Origin of the sequence: Fodinicola acaciae, from assembly GCF_010993745.1 — a bacterium.
Lineage (GTDB): Bacteria > Actinomycetota > Actinomycetes > Mycobacteriales > HKI-0501 > Fodinicola > Fodinicola acaciae.
Genome location: NZ_WOTN01000003.1, coordinates 1,743,756 through 1,765,034, shown reverse-complemented (window position 1 = coordinate 1,765,034; position 21,279 = coordinate 1,743,756). Strand labels below are relative to the sequence as shown.

Sequence of the window (21,279 nt, the reverse complement as noted above, 5' to 3'; positions counted from 1 at the left end):
CGTTCGTTTGCCGCGTTGCGGCAGCTGCTCGCCGATGGAGGAGTCGCCGTGTCCCGTGTGCTCGCCGTGCTGGTGGTGCTGGCCGCCGGCCTGTTCGGATACGTGCCGGCCGCGCATGCGGCTCGGCCGTACGTCGAAGGCGGTGAGACGCAGCCGGTCTACTCGTACGACAACGCCATCCGCGAGGCCGTCTTCGTACAGACACCGGTCGACAGCGACCGCGACGGCAAGCCGGACCGCGTACGCGTGGACATCATCCGGCCGCGCGAGGCCGCCCGGACCGGTGTCAGGGTGCCGGTGATCATGGAGGCCTCGCCGTACTGGAGCTGCTGCGCGAGAGGCAGCAAGAAGCAGGTCAAGCAGTACGCGGCCGACGGCACGGTGAATCTTTTCCCGGCTTTCTATGACAACTACTTCGTGCCGCGCGGCTACGCGTGGGCCGCGCTCGACCTGACCGGCACGACGAAGTCGCAGGGTTGTCCCGATGTCGGCGGACCGGCCGAGGTGCTCGGCGCGAAGGCCGTTGTCGACTGGTTCAACGGCCGCGCGCTCGGATTCGACCTGAACGGCAAGCCGGTGACGGCCGACTGGACGACCGGACGCGTTGGCATGGTGGGAAAATCGTGGGACGGCACGATTCCCAACGCCGTCGCCTCGACCGGCGTACGCGGCCTGGAGACGATCGTGCCGGTGTCGGCGATCTCCAGCTGGTATGACTACGAGCGGTTGGGCGGCGTGCTGCGTTATCCCGGCTATCACACGTATCTGGCCAACTTTGTCAATGGCCGCGCCAAAGGCGTGTGCGACGCGGTGACAGCAGACCTGCAGAATGCCAGCGACGACAGCACCGGCAGCTACAACGCGTACTGGGCGGCGCGCGACTATCGGCTCAACGCCAACAAAGTCCACGCCAGCGTCTTCGCCATCCACGGCATCAACGACCTCAACGTCACGACTTCACAGCTCGCTCGATGGTGGGACCTGCTCGCCGCGCGTGGCGTGCCGCGCAAGCTGTGGCTGACGCAGCAAGGACATGTCGACCCGTTCGAGATCCGCCGGCCGCAGTGGGTACGCGCGGTGCACCACTGGTTCGACTACTGGCTGCAGAAAATCCCGAACGGCATCATGTCCGAGCCGAAGGTCGACATCGAGCGCCAGGACGGCACGTGGATCACCGCGCCGACCTGGCCGGCGCCGACCGCCGTACACCGGCCGGTTTTCCTGGGAAACGGCACACTTGGCGGCGCTCCGTCGGCGGCGGTGCGTACGTTCACCGACAATCCTGATCTCACCGAGGCCGCCGCGGTCGCCAACCCCAATCAACCATCGGGCTCGAGACTGGTTTTTCTGTCCGGAAAACTGCCGCGCGACCTCCGGATTTCCGGGATTCCGCAGGCGATGCTGCGGGTCAAGGTGAACAAGCCGACCACCGAGCTGTCCGTGCGGCTGGTGGACTATGGCGAGCAGCATCGCGTCGACTACCAGTCGGCCGGTCCGCCTGGTGAAGGCGTGCACTATCTGGACACCGAGTCGTGTTGGGGTGAGTCGTCGGCGACCGACACCGCGTGTTTCAACGACGACGCCGAGGATTTCGTCGACAGCGACGTCAACGTGATGAGTCGCGGTTGGCGCGACGCGGCGCATTATCTGAGCCTCAAGACGGTCAACCAGCTGCGGCCAGACCGCTGGTACAACGTGCCGGTGCCGATGGACGCGTACGAGACGGTGGTGAAAGCCGGCCACGTGCTCGGCCTGGTGGTGACCGCGAGCGACCAGGAATACACCGCGCCGACGACGACCGGCGCGACCGTACAGGTGTCGCTGGCGGGCAGCTATCTGCTCCTGCCTGCCACCGGTGCGCTGCCGTACGCGGCCACGCCTGCCTCCGTCACCACGAAGTCGGCCCCGCGGCCTCTCACCAAGCCACAACGCGTCGACTCCTTCTTCCGGCCGTAAAAACGGAACGCCCCTTTCCGTGCGTCTGGTGCGCGGAAGGGGCGTTCCGAAAAAATGGCCGGATGAGCCTTGTCGTACGGCCGGCGGCCGCTGAGGACGTGACCGAGCTGGCGCATGTGATGGGACGCGCGTTCTACGACGACCCGCCGTTCAGGTGGGCCATCCCGAACGACGACGTACGCCGGCGCAAGCTGCACGGCCTGTTCCGGATCCTGCTGAAGACGGTCCATCTGCCACGCGGCGGCTGTGAGGTGGTCGTACGCGACGGGAAGATCGTCGCGGGCGCGATGTGGGACCCGCCGGACAACTGGCAGACCCCGCTGGTCACCGAGATCATGCAGCTCTCGCCGTTGGTCTTCCTGCTCGGCCGGCACGTGGTCGGCGCCATCCGCGGACTGAGCGCGCTGGAGCTGCTCGCCAGGGTCCATCCGCGTGAGCCGCACTGGTATCTCGGCGTCCTCGGCACGGATCCGGTCGCGCAGGGCGGTGGCTGCGGCCGCGCGCTGCTGGAGTCACGCCTGTCGCGATGTGACGCCGAGGGCCTGCCGGCGTATCTGGAGTCGTCGAAGGAGGCAAATGTGCCCTACTACGAGCGCTTCGGATTCGTCGTACGCGATGGCGTCACGTTGCCGCGCAATGGTCCGACCATCTATCCCATGTGGCGCGATCCGGCCTAACTTCGTTTACAACGCTGCAAATTGGCCGAAACCGCTTTACCTGACCTCCGGCGTCCTGTATGAAAGTCGTTGACAGGCATTCGGGTTAAGGCGGCAATTATCTTTCGCCTCGGGTGATCCCCGAGCAGGCGAGGGACTGGGCGAGCAAGGCGTCCGTGCTGACCCGTGGATTTTCCACGTCCGCAAAGGAGAACCCCATGTCCACCCCCTTGCGTTTCGTCATGCTCGGCGTCGCCGCGGCGGCCGTGCTCGGTTTCACCGCTCCGGCCTCCGCTGACGCGGTGTCCGCTGGTGCGCACGTTCCGGCGACGATCGCCGCGCCGCTCGCGTGCACCATCCCGGCCAAGGCCAACGACGGCGTGCTGAAGAAGCTGAAGCAGGTCGGCGACGCGCGGCACGTGACCGCCAAGGTCAGGCTCGCGATGTTCGAGACCGCGTGGGTCGAGTCGCACGCCAACAACCTCGGCTGCGGCACCGGCGACTCGGTCGGCGTCTTCCAGCAGTCGCCGAGCAACGGCTGGGGGACCAAGGCGCAGTGCATGGATGTGAAGCACGCCGCCAACAAGTTCCTCGACCAGGCCATCCCCAACTCGCGCAACCACCCGAGCTGGAGTGCCGGCAAGGTCGCGCAGAGCGTGCAGCGGTCGGCGTACCCGAGCCGGTACGACGCCGCCAAGTCCAAGGCGCAGTCGCTGATCCGCCGCTCCAACACCCTCTAGCCTCGGGACACCACTAGGAGCCCGCACGGGAGTCGCACCTCGCCATTGACATACATTCTGTATGTATGTTTCTCTCAAGGCATCGAACCGAGGAGGGACGATGTCGAAGAGCGAGGCCCTTGGCGCCGTACGCGAGGTGCGGCTCAGCGGCGGGACGATCCGTTATCGGGAGCGCGGCGACGGTCCGCCGGTGGTGTTCGTGCACGGCGTGCTGGTCAACGGCGACATCTGGCGCAACGTCGTGCCGGTTGTCGCGGACGCCGGTTTTCGTTGCATCACACCGGACTGGCCGCTCGGCGGACACGAGGTGCCGGTGCCGGAGGCGGACCTGACGCCACCTGGCGTGGCGGGAATGATCGGTGATTTCCTGGAAAGGCTCGACCTGCGTGACGTGACGCTGGTGGCCAACGACACCGGTGGCGCGCTCACCCAGATTTTCGTTGCCAGTCAGCCAGAGCGGGTCAGCCAGGTGGTGCTGACGCCGTCGGACTGCTTCGACCGGTTCTTTCCGCCGATGTTCGCGTACCTGTCGGCGATCGGCCGGATGCCCGGCGCGATTTGGCTGCTGGCGCAGACAATCCGGGTCCGCGCGTTGCACCGGCTGCCGAATGTCCTCGGTTTCGCCGCCAAACACGGCGTGCCGGCCGAGGTCGTCAAGTCCTACGCCGCGTCGTTGCAGCGAAACCGGGCCATCCGCGCCGATCTCGGCCGGTTTCTGCGCGGTGTCGACAAGCGCCACACGCTTGCCGCGGCGAACAAACTCGCCGCCTTCGACCGGCCGGTGCTGCTGGCGTGGGCCGAGGAGGACAAGCTGTTCCCGATGGAGCTGCCGCGCCGGCTCGCCGCGATCCTGCCGGACGCCACCATCGAGACCGTAGGCGACTCGTACACTTTCGTGCCGGAGGACCAGCCGCGGTGGCTGGCCGAGAGAGTCGTCGAGTTCGTCAGGAAACATGCCACCACCTAGCCAGGAGGAGCGGTCGCGGTTGACTCGCGCCGCTCTCGTACGGACCGCACGGCGGATGTTCGCCGAGCGCGGCTACGCGCAGGTGTCGGCCGCGGAGATCGTCGCCGCGGCCGGCCTGACGCGCGGCGCGCTCTATCACCACTTCACCGACAAGCAGGACCTGTTTCGCGCGGTCTTCCTCGAGTTGGAGGACGAGATCACCGCCGAGCTGACCGCGGCGATGGACGCGCCGCCGGAGCCGGCGGCCAAGCTGCTGGCCGGCCTGCACACGATCCTGGACATCTTCGACCGGCCGGACGTCCTGCGCATAGGTTTGACCGACGCGCCGGCCGTACTCGGTTGGCAGGCCTGGCGCGACATCGAGGCCGAGCACGGTCTCGGCCTGCTGGTCGGCTTCCTGGAAGGCGCCGTCGAGGCCGGCCTGGTGCTGCCGGCGCCGGCGCCGGTGCTCGCGCAGCTGATCCTCAGCGCGGTCATCGAGGCCGGCCTGCTCATCGCGCACGCCGACGACCGCAGGCAGGCCAGGGCGGACGCCGAGCAATCCCTGCTGGTCCTCCTGTCCGGCCTCGTCCCCCGCTGACCCACGCCGCCACCGGATTTTCCAATCGGAATCCGATGGGAACCTCCGGCCCCCTCCGACCTGCGGCGATGCCTCCGGCGGTCGCATTCGGACACGCGGTTCGGCGCCCGATTGGCACCTTGTTGACCGTGCGGATCGATTCAGATGGTCAAGAAGGTTGCAACCGGTGCGCGGGCCTCGCTGTTCTCGCAGGTCAGGCGGCATCTGTGGCACCAATCGGAATCCGATTGGAACGTCGGGGCTGGTGGAGGTGGCGGGCGGCGGCGAGGGTGGCTCGGCCAGCAGCGGCGGCGGCGAGGCCGGCTCAGCCGGTTATCAGCAAGCCGCCGTAACGTGATCGCGTGCCGAAACGTCTGCTGACCCGGCGCCGGTTGGTGCCGGCCGTCGTCGTGCTGGTGCTGGTCGCGGCGGCGATCACCTGGCTGGCGTGGCCGGGCGGCGGTCCGTTCCACCGGGAGTCGGCGATGGTCCTGGTACGCGACGGCGTACGCATCGACACGACGACGTACGTGCCAGACAACGCGTCCGCGCGCGATCCGGTGCCGGCGGTGTTGCTCGCGCACGGTTTCGGCGGCTCGAAGCTCAGCGTCGCGACCGACGCGGAGAGGTTGGCCGGCCAGGGCTATCTGGTGGTGACCTGGAGCGCCGAGGGTTTCGGTGCCTCCGGCGGCCAGATCCATCTGGACAGTCCTGACTACGAGGTGGCCGACGCGAAGCTGCTGGTCGACCGGCTCGCGGCGCGCACGGATGTGATTCGCGACAGCCAAGGCGATCCGCGCGTCGCCGCGGTCGGCGGGTCGTACGGTGGCGCGCTCGCGCTGTTGCTGGCCGGCTATGACCAGCGGGTCGACGCAGTGGTCGCGCAGATCACCTGGAACGACCTGGCCAAGTCGTTCTTTCCCAACGGTGTCTTCAAAAAGCTCTGGGCCGGCCTGTTCTTCAGCAGTGGCATGAGCCCGGACCAGACACCGGTCGAGGGCCGTACGCCACCACCGCCGAAGGTCGCCGATCCGCGCTGCGGACGCTTCGCCGCCGACCTCTGCGACGCGTATCTGCGGGCCGCGACCACCGGCCAGCTGACTCCGGAATTGTACGCGTTGCTGGAAAAGTCGAGCCCGGCCAGCATCCTGTCGAGGATCAAGGCGCCGACTTTGTTGGTGCAGGGTCAGACCGACTCGCTCTTCCCGTTGTCCGAAGCCGATGCCAACGCGGCCGGCATTCCCGCGCCGGTCAAGGTGACCTGGTTTGCCGGCGGCCACGACGCCGGCTCGCCGTCCGACGACCCGACCGTGCGGCGGCAGACGCTGGACTGGCTCAACCAGTACGCGGCAAGAAAAAATGTCAGCAGCGGCCGCGGTTTTTCGTTCAGCAACAGCGGTGACCTCAACCTGCAGACCGGCCGCACGAGCGCGACCGAACTGTCCGCCACAGACTATCCGGGACTTGACGGCGTAAATCGGCAAGCTGTCGCGCTCACCGGCGGTCCGCAGCCGATCGCGGCGCCGCCAAACGGCACGCCGGCGGCGATCTCCAGCGTGCCCGGCCTCGGCTCGCTGGCCAGCCGGGTCGCCAGCGATGTGCCCGGCCAGACCGCGTATTTTCCGAGCCAGGTCCTCAGCCAGTCCGTCGCGCTGACCGGATCGGCCAGGATCCAGCTGAAGGTCGCCTCCACCACCGGCTCGGCGGTTTTGTTCGTACGACTGGAAGATCTGTCGACCAGCGGCCAGCCGAGCCTGCCGCAGGGCCTGGTCACACCGGTACGGCTGACCGGCCTGCCGAAGACGGTCGAGGCCGCCAAGCCGGTGACGATCACGCTTTCCGCGCTCGCCTACCGATTCCAGGCCGGTCACCAGATCCGGGTCGCGGTGTCCACGACCGACCAGGCATACGCGATGCCGACCGATCCGGCGTCGTACACGGTGGCCGTCGCGTCGCCGCTGACCGCGCCGCAGGTGCCGACGACCGGCGGCGGCATGTCGTGGTTCTGGCCGGGCATGCTCGCGCTTTTGGTGCTGGCACTGGCGATCGGCGTCGCGGCCGCCGCGATGGTCGCGCGCTGGCGTCGCCGCCGGCAGGTGTCCATTGTGGACGAGGACGACAGCCCGTTGGTCGTACGCGGCCTGCGGAAGGAATACGCCGACGGTTTCGTCGCGGCCAGGGACGTGTCGTTTTCGGTACGGCGCAACCAGGTCGTCGGCCTGCTCGGTCCCAACGGCGCCGGCAAGACGACGTTGCTGCGGACGATGATGGGGCTGATCCGGCCGACCGCCGGCGAGATCCTGCTCTACGGTCATCGCGTCGAGCCAGGCGCACCGGTGCTGTCCAGGATCGGTTCCTTGGTGGAAGGCACCGGATTCCTGCCGCATCTGTCCGGCCTGGACAACCTCCGGCTTTACTGGCGCGCCACCGGACGGCCGGCGCGGGACGCGCGGATGGACGAGGCGCTGGAGCTTGCCGACCTCGGCGCCGCGGTCAACCGCGCCGTCCGCACTTACAGCCAGGGCATGCGGCAGCGCCTGGCCATCGCGCAGGCCATGCTCGGCAGGCCGGAGCTGCTGGTGCTCGACGAGCCGACCAACGGCCTGGATCCACCGCAGATCGCCGAAATGCGCCGGATGATGCGCGCGTACGCGAACGACGGTCGCAGCGTGCTGGTGTCCAGCCATCTGCTCGCCGAGGTGGAGCAGACGTGTACGCACGTGGTCGTCATGAACCACGGCGAGGTGGTGGCGGACGGTCCGGTGGACGACGTGACCGGCGAGTCGACCTCGGTACTCATCGGCGTCGACGACCCGCAGGCCGCGATGGCGTTGCTGCGCAAGGCAGACGAGGTGTTGTCAGCCGAGTTGGCCAATGGTGGCTTGGTTGTCGACCTCAATCCGGCCCTCGACGGGCTGGCACGCGGCGCGGTGGTGTCGCGGCTGGTGTCCGGCGGCGTACGCGTCGACCGCGTGACACCGCGACGGCGGCTCGAAGACGTTTTCCTGCGACTGGTGGGGGAGGACCGATGACCGGGGCGGTGACCGGCTATCGGCGCGGTGCGACGCTGACGTTGGCGACCGAGGTCCGCCGCCAGCTCAAGCGCCGGCGTACGCAGTATGCGCTGGGTTTCATGGTGCTGTTGCCGGTCATCCTGCTGATCGCCTTCCAGTTCGGCGGGCCGAGCTCGCCACCGTCGGCGCGTGGAGTTTCGTTGGTGGACCTGGCAACCACCGGCGGTCCCAACTTCGCCGCCTTCGTTTTCTATGCCTCCTCCACGTTTCTGCTCGTGGTGATGGTGGCGCTTTTCTGCGGCGACACCGTCGCCGGCGAGGCGTCCTGGGCAAGCCTGCGCTATCTGCTGGCCGCGCCGGTGCCGCGATCGCGCCTGCTGGTGCAGAAACTCGTGGTCGGCCTGCTGTCGACCGTCGTGGCGACGGTGTTGCTGCTGGCATCGGCGGTGGTCGGCGGCACGATCGTCTACGGCTGGCATCCGCTGCTCACGCCGACCGGCACGCAGGTCGACGCCGGCACCGCGTTGCTGCTTTTGCTGGCGGCGGCCGCCTTCATCCTGGTGCACCTGCTGATGGTCGGCTCGCTCGGCTTTCTGCTGTCGGTGCGTACGGACCAGCCGCTGCTCGCGGTCGGTGGCGCGGTGATGCTCTACATCATCTCCAACATCCTGGATCTGGTGCCGGCGCTGGAAAACATCCGTCCGGTGCTGCCGACGGCATACAACCTGGCCTGGCTCGGTCTGTTCGCCTCGCCCGTGCAACTCGACGACATGGCCAAAGGCGCCATTTCCGCGCTGCTCTACTCGGTCGTTTTCCTCACGCTCGCCTGGCGATCGTTTCTGCGCAAGGACATCGTCAGCTAGGGCCTGGTTCGAAGTCCCACGCTGCGATAGCCGAGCCGCTGTCACATCTGTCTCGGGCCGCCTGACGGCACGGCGAAACCGCCACGTGGCGCTGCCACGCCGGGCGGTCCCGCCGCACCGCCAGACGACGTTTGGATCTCGACTCTCATCCACGTGGGACTTCGAAACAGACCCTAGTCGTACGAAAGCTGTTTGATCGTACGCATGACAGGCGCCGTCTCGATGTGCCGCACGTCGTCGAGCGAGCCGAGCGTGCCGCTCAGATAGCGATAAAGATGCGCACTGTTGCGGCAGATCGCCACCGCGCACAGGTTGGACGTGCCGGTCGTCGCGGCGGCGAAAGCGATCTCCGGATGCTGACCGACCGCTTTGCCCACCGAGGCCAGCGCGGCCGGTGACACGGTCAGCCAGAGCATCGCGGTGGTGTGGAAGCCGAGCGGCTCCGGGTCGAACTCCACGTCGAAATACATCGCGCCCGAACGGCGCAGGTGCTCGACTCGCCGCCGCGCGCTGGTCTCCGACATGCCGGTCGCGGCGGCCAGCTCGCGATAGCTCATCCGGCCGTCCTTTTGCAGCTCCGCCAGCAAAAGCCGGTCATCGGCGTCGAGCGTGACGTGCTCGGCCTCGTGCACCGGCGGCGGCACCAGCGCCAGCACCTGCTCGGGGGTGAGCGCGTCCGGACTGCCGTTCCAGGTCTGCGGGCCGCCATAGAAGGTGTGGATCAGGCAGTGCGCGGTCATCGACACGATCCGCGGCGTACGCGGCAGTTTCTGCAGCAGCAACGCGTCTCGCGCGTCGTCGTCCGGCGCGTGCACGATGCAGTTGATCTCGGTGCCGCCGGAGGTCAGCTTGATGTAGGAGGTGTCCGGCCGCTTGGCCAGCGCGGTGGCGATCGGGACGGCCGCATCCGGTGTGCAGCGCAGCCGGATGAACCAGACGGTGTCGCCGAACATCGCCGGCTGGAGCCGCGCCAGCACGCGTACGCCGGACGCGCGCAGCCGGCGATAGCGGCGCGCTATCGTCTGGTCGGAGACGCCGAACACTTCGGCCATCGTGCTGAAGCCGGCTCGGCCGTCGATCAGCAGGCCGTTGAGCAGTTGCCTGTCGAGCAGGTCGTATGTGTCGGATGTCATCGTCCCCCGCGTCCAAATGTCGAAAACCGTCACGCCAACCGGCATGGCTGGATAAACCAAGTGTGCTCACGTCACCCTCGGTGCTGTCAAGAATGACGAAACGAGGAAACAGTAGATGCGTAAGTGGATACCGCTGGTCGCGGTGTGCCTCGGCACGTTCATGTTGCTGCTGGACGTGACCATCGTGATCGTCGCGCTGCCGCGGATGGCCGCGGCACTGCACACGCCGCTGTCCGGCCTGCAATGGGTGATCGACGCGTACGCGCTGGTGCTCGCGTCACTGCTGCTGACCGCCGGCTCACTCGCCGACCGGGCCGGCCGACGGCGCGTTTTCGTTGCCGGACTGGGGATTTTCGCACTCGGCTCGCTCGGCTGCGGCCTGGCGCCGACGGTTTGGCTGCTGGTGGCCGCACGTGCGTTGCAAGGCATTGGTGGCGCCACGATGTTCGCGACCACGTTGTCGTTGATCGGCGCGACCTATCACGGTCGCGATCGCGGCACGGCGCTGTCGGTCTGGTCGGCGGTGGCCGGCGCGGCGGCCGCGATCGGTCCGCTGGCCGGTGGTGTCATCACCGAAACCGTTGGCTGGCGGTGGATTTTCCTGGTCAACCTGCCGGTTTGCGCGATCGCGGTCGCGCTGGTGCTGACCAGCATGACCGAAAGCCGGCTGGCGCACCGCGGACGGCTGGACATCGGCGGCATGGTGGCGCTGGTGGTGGCCGCCTCGGCGACCACGTACGCGATCATCGCCGGCGGCGAGGACGGCGGGCTTTCGGTGCGTACGCTGGCAAGCCTGGCGGTCGCAGCCGCCGGACTCGGTGCCTTGGTCTGGTGGGAAAACCGCGCTTCGGACCCGATGCTGGACCTGCGGTTGTTCCGCCGGCCGGCGTTCGTCGGCGTGCTGGTCGCCGGTGTCGCCCTGCAGGCCGGCGCTTTCACGGTCCTGCCGTACACCTCGGTGTGGCTGCAGTCGGTGCTCGGCCTGAGTGCGCTGCAGGCCGGTCTCATCCAGTTTCCGCTGAGTGTCATGTCTTTCGTGGTTCCGTTGGCGTTCGGCCGCTGGCTGCACCGGTTTCCGCACCGCGATGTCATCGCGGTCGCGCTGCTGGCCGTGGCCGCCGGCGCTTTTGGCCAGGCGGTCATTTCCGGCGGTTCCGCGGCGTGGGTCATCCTGCCCGGCAGCCTGTTGGTCGGCGTGGGGGTCGGCATGGTCGGACCGGTGCTCGCCGGTGCCGCGCTGGCCGCGGCGCCGCCGGAACGCGCCGGAGTCGCCGGCGCGGCGATGAACACCTTCCGGCAACTCGGCCTGGCGCTCGGCGTCGCCGTACTCGGCTCGGTGACGGCCGCCGGCATGGCCGGCGCGCTGACCGGACGGGTCAGCGATCCGCTCGCGGTGGCGCAGCGACTTTCCAGCGGTACGGCCGAAACCTCCGTCGGCGGGCAGCTGCTGCGCGAGGCCTTCGCGGCCGGTCTGGACGCCGCGTACCTGGTGGCGGGAGCGGTCGCCGCGGTCGGAGCGTTGGCGGTTTTCCTGTTGATGCGGGCGAAAGTCAGTCGAGCGTACGCGTCCGATAGCGATATTCCGGAAGTTCCACGATCGGCTGCCGCTCCTCGGAGCTGACCACCGAGTCGACGGCACGCAGTTCGCCGTCCTCGCGTTGAAACTGGGTGAGCGCCGGCCACAGCGGATGCTCTGGTACGACGCGCGTGGCGACCGTCGCCAGGATGCTCGCGGCCATCCGGCCGAGTGCCGCGGTGTCCTGGTGGCCGTGCGTACGCTCACCGAGGTCGACCTGCGCGATCGCGTCGAGCCCGTGCGTGCGCAGGGTGTCCACCAACAGCCCGGTCTCCACGCCGTAACCCGGCGCGAACGGAAGTTTTTCCAACAGATCCCGGCGTGCCGCGTATTCGCCGGCCAGCGGCTGTGCCACGCCGGCCAGCTCCGGGAAGAACGTGCACAGCAGCGGCCGCGCCATCAGCTCGGTGACGCGGCCGCCGCCGGTGACCGAGACGTCCAGCAGCGGCCGGTCGTAGAAAGCCTTGACCAGCAACGTTTCCGGGTCGGTGAGCAGCGGGCCGAGCAGGCCGGTGACGTAATGTTCACCGAAGTCCAACAGATCCGCGTCGACGAACACCAGCACGTCGCCGTGGGTCACGTACAGCGACTTCCACAGCACTTCGCCTTTGCCGGGCCGCGATCCGTAGTCGGCCAGCACGTCGTCGCGGTGGAAGACGCTCGCGCCGGCCTGCCGGGCGACCTCGGCCGTGCGGTCGGTGGAACCGGAGTCCATCACCACGATCTCGTCGACCAGGCTGGTCCGCTCGGCCAGCTTCACCAGGCCTTCGACGATGGTGCCGATGGTGTGTTCCTCGTTGAGCGCCGGCAGCACGACGCTGACCACCGTCAGCCCCTTCGCGGCCCGCAGCCGCTGCACCGGCCAGTCGCCGGCCGCGGTGGTGTGCTGCGCGAACCAGCGACGAGCGCGGGGATGCATGCGCATAGTCTGCACTCGTCACGCCACCGCACTGCGCGCGGACCCGGGCCCCACGACGTGCGGTGGTTGGTGACCTCGTCGGTTTCGGCTGTTTACCCCGTTGGCTGCCCGAGAAGGCAGCAATGAGGGAATAGTGCCGTTCGCGGCGCCGGGTTTCTGCTGACTCGTACGCTAATCCACTGCTATGTTCCCGGCGGATTCGTGGTCGTTCCGTGCCAGCATGGCCAGCGGCCGTCCGCCAACCAATTCCGCTAACCGCGAGGGAGCACCCGTGTCCACGTTCTTCGGTCCCCCGGCGATCCGCCGGGCTGTCGTCGCCGGCATCGCCGCCGTCGCGCTCGGCGCCGGTGGCGCCGCGCTCACCGGCTGCGGCCTGATCCCCAAGGCGGCGCCGTCGCCGTCGGCCACCGGCCTGCCACAGGCCGCCGAGTCGCCGAGCCCGTCGGCCGGCCCGGGTTTTCCTGACGTCTGCAAGCTGTTCACCAACGACGAGATCGGCGCGCTGACCAAGGCGACGATCACCGACGCCAAGCCCGACGACAAGTCCACCAAGGACCAGCCCGATTGCGCGTGGTCGAGCGCGGACGGCGGCGCCGTCACCACGATTTATCTTGCCAACAAGACCAAAGCCAAGTTCGACGACGAGTCCGGCGGCTATCAGGCGGTGACCGGCATCGGCGACGGCGCGTACGAGAACCACGGCATCCTCACCGTGCTGCACGGCACCACCGAGATCACCGTCATTTTCGGCGGCGGTGGCGACGACAGCATCGCCGTACAGAAAAGCATCGCGCAGAAGGTGATCGACAAGCTCGACAACCCGTCGCCGTCGCCGTCCGCCTCCTGACACGCGAACGGCGTTCGCGCGTCAGCCGTGGTGTTCGCATGCTCACAGAGCGGGACGCGGGGTTGTCGCGATCCCGCTCCCACCACGTATGCTCACAGCCATAACTGAACATGCACTCATCCAGAGGGGCAGAGGGATCCGGCCCGGTGAAGCCCCGGCAACCATCGCGCGCGTGTCGTCGTCGACCGCGGGACAGGTGCCAACTCCGGCCCGCGAGAGCGGGAAAGATGAGCGAGGAGGCTCTGCTTTGACCGTCGCGCCGTCCCCGGCCAGCTGTCTGCGTTGTCGCAACTGTGGCGCCGAATATCCCCTGATCGCCATCCATGCCTGTGCCGAGTGTTTCGGCCCACTGGAGGTCGGCTACGACCAGGCGACGTTGTCCGCGGTCACCCGCGAGCAGATCGAGGCCGGTCCGCAGAACATCTGGCGGTACGCGCCGCTGCTGCCGGTCGGCCAGGACCCGGACAGCCGGGCCAGCCTCAACCCCGGCATGACCAAGCTGGTGCGGGCCGACCGGCTCGGAGCCGAGCTCGGCTTCACCGCGCCGCTGTGGGTCAAGGACGACAGCGGCAACCCCACGCACGCCTTCAAGGACCGCGTGGTGTCGATGGCGATGACCGCCGCCAAGGGCCTCGGCTACACCTCGGTGGCCTGCGCGTCCACCGGCAACCTGGCCAACTCGGTGGCCGCGCACGCGGCCAGGGTCGGCTGGCAGGCGACCGTGTTCATCCCGTCCGACCTGGAGGCCATGAAGGTCGTCGCCAGCTCGGTGTACGCGCCGCGGCTGGTCGCCGTCGACGGGTCGTACGACGACGTCAACCGGCTGACCAGCGAGCTCGGCGAGACCGACGAGTTCGAGAAGACCGCGTTCGTCAACCAGAACGTGCGGCCCTACTACGCCGAGGGTTCCAAGACGCTCGGCTACGAGGTCGCCGAGCAGCTCGGCTGGAAGCTGCCGGCGCAGGTGGTCATCCCGATCGCCTCCGGCTCGCTGCTCACCAAGATCGACAAGGCTTTCGGTGAGCTGGTCAGGATCGGCCTGGTCGAGGACACCCCGTGGAAGGTCTTCGGCGCGCAGTCGCTGGGCTGCTCGCCGGTCTACGAGGCCTTCCAGGCCGGTCACGACGTCGTACGGCCGGTGCGGCCGACCGGCATCGCCAAGAGCCTCAACATCGGCAACCCGGCCGACGGGCCGTACGTGCTGGACGCGGTGCGGCGGACCGGTGGCTCGATCGCGGTGGCCGATGACGACGACATCCGCGAAGGCATTTCACTGCTGGCGCGTACGACCGGCGTCTTCGCCGAGACGGCCGGCGGAGTGACCGTCTCGTGCCTGGCGAAGCTGGTCAAGGACGGCCTGATCGACACCTCGCAGGAGACGGTGGTCTACAACACCGGCGAGGGCCTGAAGACCGCCGAGGTGCTCGACGTGAGCCCCACCCACCGGATCAAGCCGTCGCTGAAATCGGCGGCCGAGGCCGGCCTGATCGACTGAACGGATTCAACGCCGAGCGGCCGCTGCGGATCCAAAGATGTGTGCAAAAGGTGCAAAAACCGCACAGGTCTGGTCCGGGGCGGTCGCTTTGTTGTTGCCAGGGACCAAATTTTGCCGGTGAACTCAGATTCGCTGCACGTAGTTTCGGCATCGGAACCGGGCCGATCCTGACCAGTCGGACAGGCCGCGGCGGTCGCTCCGCGTAATCTCGGTCGATGGTCAAGAAAACTTGGTCTTTGTGGTGCGGAGTCGGGAAAGCCCGCTTGAGTGGGTTTTGTCGCAACCGCTCCGCGGTGCCGGCCTGCGACTGGCGCGCACTTGCATTTTGGCTGATCTGGAGCGGTATTCAGGTGCGAACGCCGGTCGCGTCCGGTGGTCGTTGGGTGGTGGGATTCCGGTCGGACCGTACGCTGGCCGGCAACCTGTCGTTAGCACAAAGGAAAACCTCCGCCGAAGTCGCGGTGACCGAGGCATCGCCACGGATTTCACGCAACGTAATCACAACGGCGATCACCTGCGGTAATCGCCGGTTTGTCGGTCGCGGCCGGTGGTGGCTGTCGAAGAATATTTCCGGCGCAGAGGGCATCCCCAGCGGGCCGGATGTCGTGTAGCGTTCCGATCGGTCGTAGTTCTAGCCAGATCGTGCTCAACCTGCCGGGCGGGTCTCCCACGGCTATACGGACGAAGACCCGGGTCTCGCAGTAGGGCGTGACCTGTCGCACCAGCAGTGAGGAAGGCTCCAGTGGCACAGGGAACCGTCAAGTGGTTCAACGCTGAAAAGGGCTACGGCTTCATTGCCGTCGATGGCGGCCAGGACGTGTTCGTCCACTTCTCCGCCATCCAGATGGACGGCTACAAGTCGCTCGAGGACGGCCAGCGCGTCGAGTTCGAGGTGACCCAGGGCCAGAAGGGCCCGCAGGCCGAGGCGGTCCATGTCGTCGGCTAGCCAGCTGGCTGCCTAGCCCGACGACAAAGACCCTGCATGACCAGGACCCGTTCTCCGCTCCGGCGGGACGGGTCCTGTTGCATCAGCTGGCCACTTCTTTCCAACCGGCGGCGGCTGTCGGTGCCGGCCGATAGGTTGTGCGTCCACACCTGTCGACGACCCGAACGGGGAGATGGCGATGTCCGACCAGCGTCCGCCAGAGGAACCGCCGAGTGGCGATCCGTACGCGCACTATCCAGGCCCCGGCCTGTCCGATCCCAACGACCCGCTGGTGGCCGGTGACTACAGCGGTTGGTGGAGCCGCGGCCTGGAACTGGCCAAGCGCACCTGGCAGCAGATCCTGGTGCTGGAGATCGCGCTCGTCGTACTCACCCTGCTGCTGGTCACCCCGATCTCGGTGTGGCGGCTGACCAGCATCGACCTGACCGGCCGCGGCACCGCCAACCCCGGCTTCCAGCTCGGGTCGAGCCTCCTGCAGCTGGCCGCCACCGTCGTGACGGCCGTGATCGGCTCGGTCATCGGCCTGGTCGCCGTACACCTGGTGGCGATGGCGGCGGCCAACGAGCGGCCGGCGCTCGGGGTCGCCCTCCAGCGCGCCGCTCGGCGGATGCCGCACATCGTGCTCTGGGCCCTGGTCTTCGGCGCGCTGGCCTTCGTCGGCTTCATCGCCTGCGTCGTGCCCGGCCTGTACGTCGGACTGGTCTCGCTGCTGCTGCCGTCGGTCGTGGCCTTCGAGCGGGACAACCCGCTCAGCCGCGCCTTCTCGCTGTTCAACCAGAACTTCGGCCTGGCGCTGGGCTTCGCCGCGACCATCTACGGCCTCAGCCTGGTCGCCTCGCTGATCGCCGGCTGCCTCGGCGGCGTGGCCGGCGTCGGGGCCGTGGTCGCGCGGAGCACCGGTGCGCTGATCGGCGGCACGATCCTCGCGACGCTGGTCAGCGCGGTGTTGGCCGCGGCGATCGGGCTGCTCACGTATCCGTTGCAGGTCGTCGCGTACGCGACCCTGCGCGGCCGCCGCACGCCCGTCTCCACGGCGCAGCTGGTCCAGGAGCTGAGCCAGCCGTAACCGGCGACTGTCGGCCACGGGGGAGCAAGGCATGACCAGCTACGGCTACGGCCAGCCCGGCGTACGGCGGTCCGGGTGATCCGCTGATCGCCACCGACCAGGGAGGTTGGTGGTCGCGGTCAATCGCGGCGCGGGCCCGGTGTTGGCGACAGCCTCTCGTCTGCCGGTCGCGATCCGCTGGTTCGTCCTGTTCGGCCTGCTGGGTCGCCATCGGCCTGATGCTGTGTGTCCTTCCCAGCCTCTACCTCTACCTGTCGTATCTCGTGCTGGTGCCGGTGCTGCTCTTCGAGCACGGCGAGGTGTTCGTCAAATGTCGTGATCTCCTCGGTGCTCACCGCCGGCATCTCGATCCTCACCATCGCGCTCCAGACCACCGCGTACGCGAGCCCCCGCGCCCGGCATGGGCCGCTGTCCGCCGGCCAGCTCGCCGCCGAGGCCGATCGACAGCCGCTTTCTTGCACTCTCGGGCCGAGAGTGCTAAACCTTGGGTTGGCACTCGGTGTCGACGAGTGCCAACACGTAGGTCGGGGCGGTGAGGGTCGGCAAGTGGACTCGTCCGTCGCGGGCATCGGGCCCGGCCGTGGAAACCAGCCAGCAGACGCAGCCTGAGCACCATCGGCTGCCGAAAACAGCGGAGGAACCCACCGCATGGCCAAGTTGATCGCGTTCGACGAGGAGGCGCGCCGCGGTCTCGAGCGGGGCATGAACACCCTCGCCGACGCCGTCAAGGTGACGCTGGGCCCGAAGGGCCGCAACGTCGTACTGGAGAAGAAGTGGGGTGCTCCGACCATCACCAACGATGGTGTGAGCATCGCCAAGGAGATCGAGCTCGACGAGCCGTACGAGAAGATCGGCGCCGAGCTTGTCAAAGAGGTCGCCAAGAAGACCGACGACGTGGCCGGTGACGGCACCACGACGGCGACCGTGCTGGCCCAGGCGCTGGTCCGCGAGGGCCTGCGCAACGTGGCCGCCGGCGCCAACCCGCTCGGCCTCAAGCGCGGCATCGAGAAGGCCGTCGAGCGGGTGATCGAGCAGCTCGCCCAGGCCTCCAAGGAGGTCGAGACCAAGGAGCAGATCGGCCACACCGCCTCTGTCTCCGCCGGTGGCGACACCAACGTCGGCGAGATCATCGCCGAGGCGCTCGACAAGGTCGGCAAGGAAGGCGTCGTCACCGTCGAGGAGAGCAACACCTTCGGACTTGAGCTGGAGCTCACCGAGGGCATGCGCTTCGACAAGGGCTACATCTCGCCGTACTTCGTGACCGACGCGGACCGCCAGGAAGCCGTCCTGGACGACCCGTACATCCTGATCGTCGAGTCCAAGATCTCGACCGTGAAGGACCTGCTGCCGCTGCTTGAGAAGGTCATGCAGTCCGGCAAGCCGCTGGTCATCATCGCCGAGGACGTCGAGGGCGAGGCTCTGGCCACGCTGGTCGTCAACAAGATCCGCGGCACCTTCAAGTCCGTCGCCGTCAAGGCCCCGGGCTTCGGTGACCGCCGCAAGGCGATCCTGACCGACATCGGCATCCTGACCGGTGGCCAGGTCATCTCCGAGACCGTCGGTCTCAAGCTGGAGAACGCCGGCATCGAGCTGCTCGGCCGCGCGCGCAAGGTGGTCGTCACCAAGGACGAGACCACCGTCGTCGAGGGTGCTGGCGACGCCGACCAGATCACCGGCCGGGTCAACCAGATCCGCGCCGAGATCGAGAAGAGCGACTCCGACTACGACCGCGAGAAGCTGCAGGAGCGGCTGGCCAAGCTGGCCGGCGGCGTCGCGGTCATCAAGGTCGGCGCGGCCACCGAGGTCGAGCTCAAGGAGCGCAAGCACCGCATCGAGGACGCCGTACGCGCCGCGAAGGCGTCGGTCGAGGAGGGCATCGTCGCCGGTGGCGGCGTGGCTCTGCTGCAGGCCGGTGAGAAGGCGTTCGAGAAGCTGGAGCTCGACGGCGACGAGGCGACCGGTGCGCAGATCGTGAAGCTCGCGCTGGAGGCCCCGCTCAAGCAGATCGCCGTCAACGCCGGCCTCGAGGGCGGCGTCGTGGTGGAGAAGGTCAAGGGCCTGCCCAAGGGCCACGGCCTGAACGCCGCGACCGGCGAGTACGAGGACCTGCTGGCCGCCGGTGTTCCGGACCCGACGAAGGTGGTGCGCTCCGCTCTGCAGAACGCCGCCTCCATCGCCGGCCTGTTCCTGACCACCGAGGCCGTCGTCGCCGACAAGCCGGAGAAGACCCCGGCCCCGGCCGGCGCGCCGGGTGGCGGCATGGGAGACATGGACTTCTAGGAGTCCGCAGCTCGTCCTGAGAGGCGGGTCTGGCTTCGGCCAGGCCCGCCTTTCGCATTGTTCGCATGGCCCCCATGCGTGCGTTGGGCGCACGCATGGGGGCCATGCGTGCTTCTGCCGCAAGCGTAGAAGGGGGCTTGACGGACGTACGTATATGTATAAGCATAGTCAACGAGGAGGTGCGATGCCGAACAAGACGATCTACGTGGCGGACAGCGACCTGCCGGTGTTCCAGCGAGCGCAGGAGCTCGCCGGCAGTCTGTCGGCGGCGATCACCCAGGCACTGCACCGGTACGTCGAGGCCAGGGAGGCGCAGATGCAGGGTTTGTCCGAGGTGAAAGTCCGGGTCGGCCGCGGCGGCGTGCCGCGTTACAAGCGGTTCAGGGGCGCGTTGGCGGCGCGCTGGCAGCATCCGACCGGCGACGGTCAGGTCGAGGACTTCACCGTCTATCGCACGGCCAAGGAGCAGTTCGCCGTGCACCGCCGCACGCACGCCGACTGGCGCAGGTGGAGCGATCCGCGCCGCTGGGCCAGTGGCGAGAACTCGGTGTGGGACAAGGACTGGGACGTCGACTGGCACGCCGGCTGGGACGGCGAGTCGACGACCGGCGGGGTCGACTGGTCGGGGCCGCACGGCGAGGCGGTGCTGGAGGTGTACGAGTCGGTGGCGGCGATGCGCGAGCGCGTGCCGGCCGAGCTGGCCGACCTGGTCGAGGAAAACCTGGGTACGCCGCAGGTCGAGGACCTGGACATCTGATAATCGAGCCATGACCGTACGGCCGCGGTGGCTGGTGTTCTGGGGGATCGTGTGGACGGCCGCGTACGCCTGGACGTACGTGGTCACCGTCCAGCGGCTCGGCGGAGTGCCGGCGGCCTGGTATGTGGCCGCGCTGGTGGTCGCCGGCCTGGCGCTGCTGGTGGCGCTGTTCAACTGGTCGTGGCGGCCGGCGCTGATCGCCGGCACGGCGCTGCTCGCGTTCTGCACGGTGATCGCGATCGCGTCGCTGGGGTGGTTCCTGCTGCCGGCGGTGATCTTCGCCGGCTTTCCGATCGGCATGAAGCGGCCCGGCGCGGTGGGGCAGGATCAAGGCCATGACGACGAGCCGGATCACCGACCTGCTGAGCCGCCATCCGCTGGTTGACGGCCATAACGACCTGCTCTGGGAGCTGCGTACGCTGGCCAACTACGACCTGGACGCGGTCGACGTGGCCGGTCCGGTGGCCAGGACGCAGACCGACATCCCGCGACTGCGCGCCGGCGGCGTCGGCGCGCAGTTCTGGTCGGTGTGGGTGCCGTGCGAGCTGCCCCCGGCGCAGGCGGTCACCGCGACCCTGGAGCAGATCGACGCCGGTCACGCGCTGATCGAGCGATACGCGACCGACTTCGGCCTGGCCGCGACCGCGGACGACATCGAGAAGATCTTTGCCAGTGGCCGGATCGCGTCGCTGTTCGGCGCCGAGGGTGGCCACTCGATCGGCAACTCGCTGGCCACGCTGCGTACGCTGTATGCGCTCGGCGTCCGCTACCTGACGTTGACACACGAGAAAAACACCGACTGGGCCGACGCGGCGACCGACGAGCCGGCGCACGGCGGCCTGACGGCCTTCGGTGTCGAGGTCGTACGCGAGATGAACCGGATGGGGATGCTGGTCGACATCTCGCACGTCGCACCGTCCACAATGGACGACGCGCTGGACGCGACCGAGGCGCCACTGGTTTTCAGCCATTCCTCGGCGCGTGCGGTCTGCGACCACGTACGAAACGTGCCCGACCCGGTGCTCGCGCGGATGCCGGCCAACGGCGGCGTGGTGATGGTGACGTTCGTGCCGCCGTTCCTGACCGACGAGGCGGCCGAGTGGGGCCGCCGCTATTCGGCCGAGCGAGAACGCCGCGGTGTCGACCTGTCGGTGGAGGGGCTCAGGGAGATGAGCGACTGGCTGGCCGGCAACCCGCGGCCGGTGGTGACCGCGAAGACGGTCGCCGACCACGTCGAGCACGTACGCGAGGTGGCCGGCGTCGCGCACGTGGGGATCGGCGGCGACTACGACGGCTATCCGCTTTTCCCCGACGACATGCCGGATGTGGCCGGCTATCCGGCGCTGTTCGCCGAGCTGGCCGACCGCGGCTGGTCGGACGGCGACCTGGTCGCGCTGGCCGGCGGCAACCTGATCCGTACGCTCCGGGACGCCGAGGCGGTCGCGCGCGACCTGCAGGCGCGCCGCGGTCCTTCGCGCGTACGCATCGAGGACGTCGACAGCTGA

General features: G+C 68.3%; 19 protein-coding genes and 1 riboswitch. Of the genes, 17 read left to right on the top strand and 2 right to left on the bottom strand.

Features of this window, described 5'->3' with window-relative positions; all coding sequences use genetic code 11:
• The first annotated feature begins 48 nt into the window (after positions 1 to 48).
• The 7 genes from GNX95_RS34570 to GNX95_RS34540 all read left to right on the top strand — a co-directional run bounded on the left by GNX95_RS34570 (position 49) and on the right by GNX95_RS34540 (position 8,755).
• Positions 49 to 1,956, top strand: a complete 1,908-nt coding sequence (locus GNX95_RS34570) for a Xaa-Pro dipeptidyl-peptidase (RefSeq protein ID WP_222854134.1) — start codon at positions 49 to 51, stop codon at positions 1,954 to 1,956.
• Between the two features lie 62 nt (positions 1,957 to 2,018).
• On the top strand, positions 2,019 to 2,633 hold the full coding sequence (locus tag GNX95_RS34565) for a GNAT family N-acetyltransferase (RefSeq protein WP_163511834.1): 615 nt from the start codon (positions 2,019 to 2,021) through the stop codon (positions 2,631 to 2,633).
• A gap of 197 nt (positions 2,634 to 2,830) precedes the next feature.
• Entirely contained in the window at positions 2,831 to 3,352 is a 522-nt protein-coding gene (locus GNX95_RS34560) for a hypothetical protein (RefSeq protein WP_163511833.1), read from the top strand.
• A 100-nt stretch (positions 3,353 to 3,452) separates the two neighbouring features.
• Positions 3,453 to 4,319 (top strand): alpha/beta fold hydrolase, encoded by an 867-nt coding sequence (locus tag GNX95_RS34555; RefSeq protein ID WP_163511832.1) that lies wholly within the window; start codon positions 3,453 to 3,455, stop codon positions 4,317 to 4,319.
• Positions 4,306 to 4,899 carry a TetR/AcrR family transcriptional regulator gene (locus GNX95_RS34550; RefSeq protein ID WP_163511831.1) on the top strand — a complete coding sequence of 198 codons (594 nt, stop codon included), beginning with the start codon at positions 4,306 to 4,308 and terminating at the stop codon, positions 4,897 to 4,899. Before GNX95_RS34555 ends, GNX95_RS34550 begins: the two co-directional genes overlap by 14 nt.
• 341 nt (positions 4,900 to 5,240) lie before the next feature.
• Positions 5,241 to 7,910: an alpha/beta fold hydrolase gene (locus GNX95_RS34545; protein WP_163511830.1), complete on the top strand. Its 2,670-nt coding sequence runs from the start codon at positions 5,241 to 5,243 to the stop codon at positions 7,908 to 7,910.
• Positions 7,907 to 8,755, top strand: a complete 849-nt coding sequence (locus GNX95_RS34540; protein WP_163511829.1) for an ABC transporter permease — start codon at positions 7,907 to 7,909, stop codon at positions 8,753 to 8,755. Before GNX95_RS34545 ends, GNX95_RS34540 begins: the two co-directional genes overlap by 4 nt.
• 173 nt (positions 8,756 to 8,928) lie before the next feature.
• Here GNX95_RS34540 and GNX95_RS34535 read toward each other — a convergent pair whose 3' ends face one another.
• Positions 8,929 to 9,888, bottom strand: coding sequence for an Lrp/AsnC family transcriptional regulator (locus GNX95_RS34535; RefSeq protein ID WP_163511828.1), 960 nt, complete (start codon positions 9,886 to 9,888; stop codon positions 8,929 to 8,931).
• Between the two features lie 115 nt (positions 9,889 to 10,003).
• On the opposite strand from GNX95_RS34535, the gene GNX95_RS34530 reads away from it, so the two are divergent.
• Positions 10,004 to 11,509 carry an MFS transporter gene (locus tag GNX95_RS34530; RefSeq protein WP_163511827.1) on the top strand — a complete coding sequence of 502 codons (1,506 nt, stop codon included), beginning with the start codon at positions 10,004 to 10,006 and terminating at the stop codon, positions 11,507 to 11,509.
• Here the strand turns inward: GNX95_RS34530 and GNX95_RS34525 are convergent.
• Entirely contained in the window at positions 11,439 to 12,383 is a 945-nt protein-coding gene (locus tag GNX95_RS34525; protein ID WP_163511826.1) for a glucosyl-3-phosphoglycerate synthase, read from the bottom strand. The two genes, GNX95_RS34530 and GNX95_RS34525, sit on opposite strands and share 71 nt — an antisense overlap.
• A 271-nt stretch (positions 12,384 to 12,654) precedes the next feature.
• On the opposite strand from GNX95_RS34525, the gene GNX95_RS34520 reads away from it, so the two are divergent.
• From GNX95_RS34520 to GNX95_RS34480, 9 genes are all read left to right on the top strand, one after another.
• Entirely contained in the window at positions 12,655 to 13,230 is a 576-nt protein-coding gene (locus GNX95_RS34520; RefSeq protein ID WP_163511825.1) for a DUF3558 family protein, read from the top strand.
• A gap of 113 nt (positions 13,231 to 13,343) precedes the next feature.
• Positions 13,344 to 13,464: riboswitch (SAM riboswitch) on the top strand.
• A gap of 13 nt (positions 13,465 to 13,477) precedes the next feature.
• Complete coding sequence (gene thrC / locus GNX95_RS34515; protein ID WP_163511824.1) at positions 13,478 to 14,725, top strand: threonine synthase; 1,248 nt, start codon at positions 13,478 to 13,480, stop codon at positions 14,723 to 14,725.
• Between the two features lie 215 nt (positions 14,726 to 14,940).
• On the top strand, positions 14,941 to 15,336 hold the full coding sequence (locus tag GNX95_RS34510) for a hypothetical protein (RefSeq protein ID WP_163511823.1): 396 nt from the start codon (positions 14,941 to 14,943) through the stop codon (positions 15,334 to 15,336).
• 131 nt (positions 15,337 to 15,467) lie between these two features.
• Positions 15,468 to 15,671 (top strand): cold-shock protein, encoded by a 204-nt coding sequence (locus GNX95_RS34505; RefSeq protein WP_163511822.1) that lies wholly within the window; start codon positions 15,468 to 15,470, stop codon positions 15,669 to 15,671.
• A 178-nt stretch (positions 15,672 to 15,849) separates the two neighbouring features.
• A complete protein-coding gene (locus GNX95_RS34500; RefSeq protein WP_163511821.1) occupies positions 15,850 to 16,737 on the top strand; it encodes a hypothetical protein in 888 nt (295 codons plus the stop codon).
• 648 nt (positions 16,738 to 17,385) lie between these two features.
• Positions 17,386 to 19,017 (top strand): chaperonin GroEL, encoded by a 1,632-nt coding sequence (groL, locus tag GNX95_RS34495; RefSeq protein WP_163511820.1) that lies wholly within the window; start codon positions 17,386 to 17,388, stop codon positions 19,015 to 19,017.
• Between the two features lie 184 nt (positions 19,018 to 19,201).
• Positions 19,202 to 19,774: an EXLDI protein gene (locus tag GNX95_RS34490; RefSeq protein ID WP_163511819.1), complete on the top strand. Its 573-nt coding sequence runs from the start codon at positions 19,202 to 19,204 to the stop codon at positions 19,772 to 19,774.
• Between the two features lie 10 nt (positions 19,775 to 19,784).
• The gene (locus GNX95_RS34485; protein WP_163511818.1) at positions 19,785 to 20,159 is read left to right on the top strand and encodes a hypothetical protein; all 375 of its coding nucleotides are present in this window, start codon (positions 19,785 to 19,787) and stop codon (positions 20,157 to 20,159) included.
• Complete coding sequence (locus GNX95_RS34480) at positions 20,110 to 21,279, top strand: dipeptidase (RefSeq protein ID WP_163511817.1); 1,170 nt, start codon at positions 20,110 to 20,112, stop codon at positions 21,277 to 21,279. Before GNX95_RS34485 ends, GNX95_RS34480 begins: the two co-directional genes overlap by 50 nt.

Coding starts and splice junctions, on each gene's coding strand:
- groL (WP_163511820.1), top strand. CDS start 17,386: ATGGCCAAGTTGATCGCGTTCGACGAGGAGGCGCGCCGCGGTCTCGAG.
- GNX95_RS34555 (WP_163511832.1), top strand. CDS start 3,453: ATGTCGAAGAGCGAGGCCCTTGGCGCCGTACGCGAGGTGCGGCTCAGC.
- GNX95_RS34565 (WP_163511834.1), top strand. CDS start 2,019: ATGAGCCTTGTCGTACGGCCGGCGGCCGCTGAGGACGTGACCGAGCTG.
- GNX95_RS34485 (WP_163511818.1), top strand. CDS start 19,785: ATGACCGTACGGCCGCGGTGGCTGGTGTTCTGGGGGATCGTGTGGACG.
- GNX95_RS34530 (WP_163511827.1), top strand. CDS start 10,004: ATGCGTAAGTGGATACCGCTGGTCGCGGTGTGCCTCGGCACGTTCATG.
- GNX95_RS34490 (WP_163511819.1), top strand. CDS start 19,202: ATGCCGAACAAGACGATCTACGTGGCGGACAGCGACCTGCCGGTGTTC.
- GNX95_RS34560 (WP_163511833.1), top strand. CDS start 2,831: ATGTCCACCCCCTTGCGTTTCGTCATGCTCGGCGTCGCCGCGGCGGCC.
- GNX95_RS34535 (WP_163511828.1), bottom strand. CDS start 9,888: ATGACATCCGACACATACGACCTGCTCGACAGGCAACTGCTCAACGGC.
- GNX95_RS34540 (WP_163511829.1), top strand. CDS start 7,907: ATGACCGGGGCGGTGACCGGCTATCGGCGCGGTGCGACGCTGACGTTG.
- GNX95_RS34480 (WP_163511817.1), top strand. CDS start 20,110: ATGACGACGAGCCGGATCACCGACCTGCTGAGCCGCCATCCGCTGGTT.
- GNX95_RS34510 (WP_163511823.1), top strand. CDS start 14,941: ATGGTCAAGAAAACTTGGTCTTTGTGGTGCGGAGTCGGGAAAGCCCGC.
- GNX95_RS34525 (WP_163511826.1), bottom strand. CDS start 12,383: ATGCATCCCCGCGCTCGTCGCTGGTTCGCGCAGCACACCACCGCGGCC.
- GNX95_RS34500 (WP_163511821.1), top strand. CDS start 15,850: ATGTCCGACCAGCGTCCGCCAGAGGAACCGCCGAGTGGCGATCCGTAC.
- GNX95_RS34550 (WP_163511831.1), top strand. CDS start 4,306: ATGCCACCACCTAGCCAGGAGGAGCGGTCGCGGTTGACTCGCGCCGCT.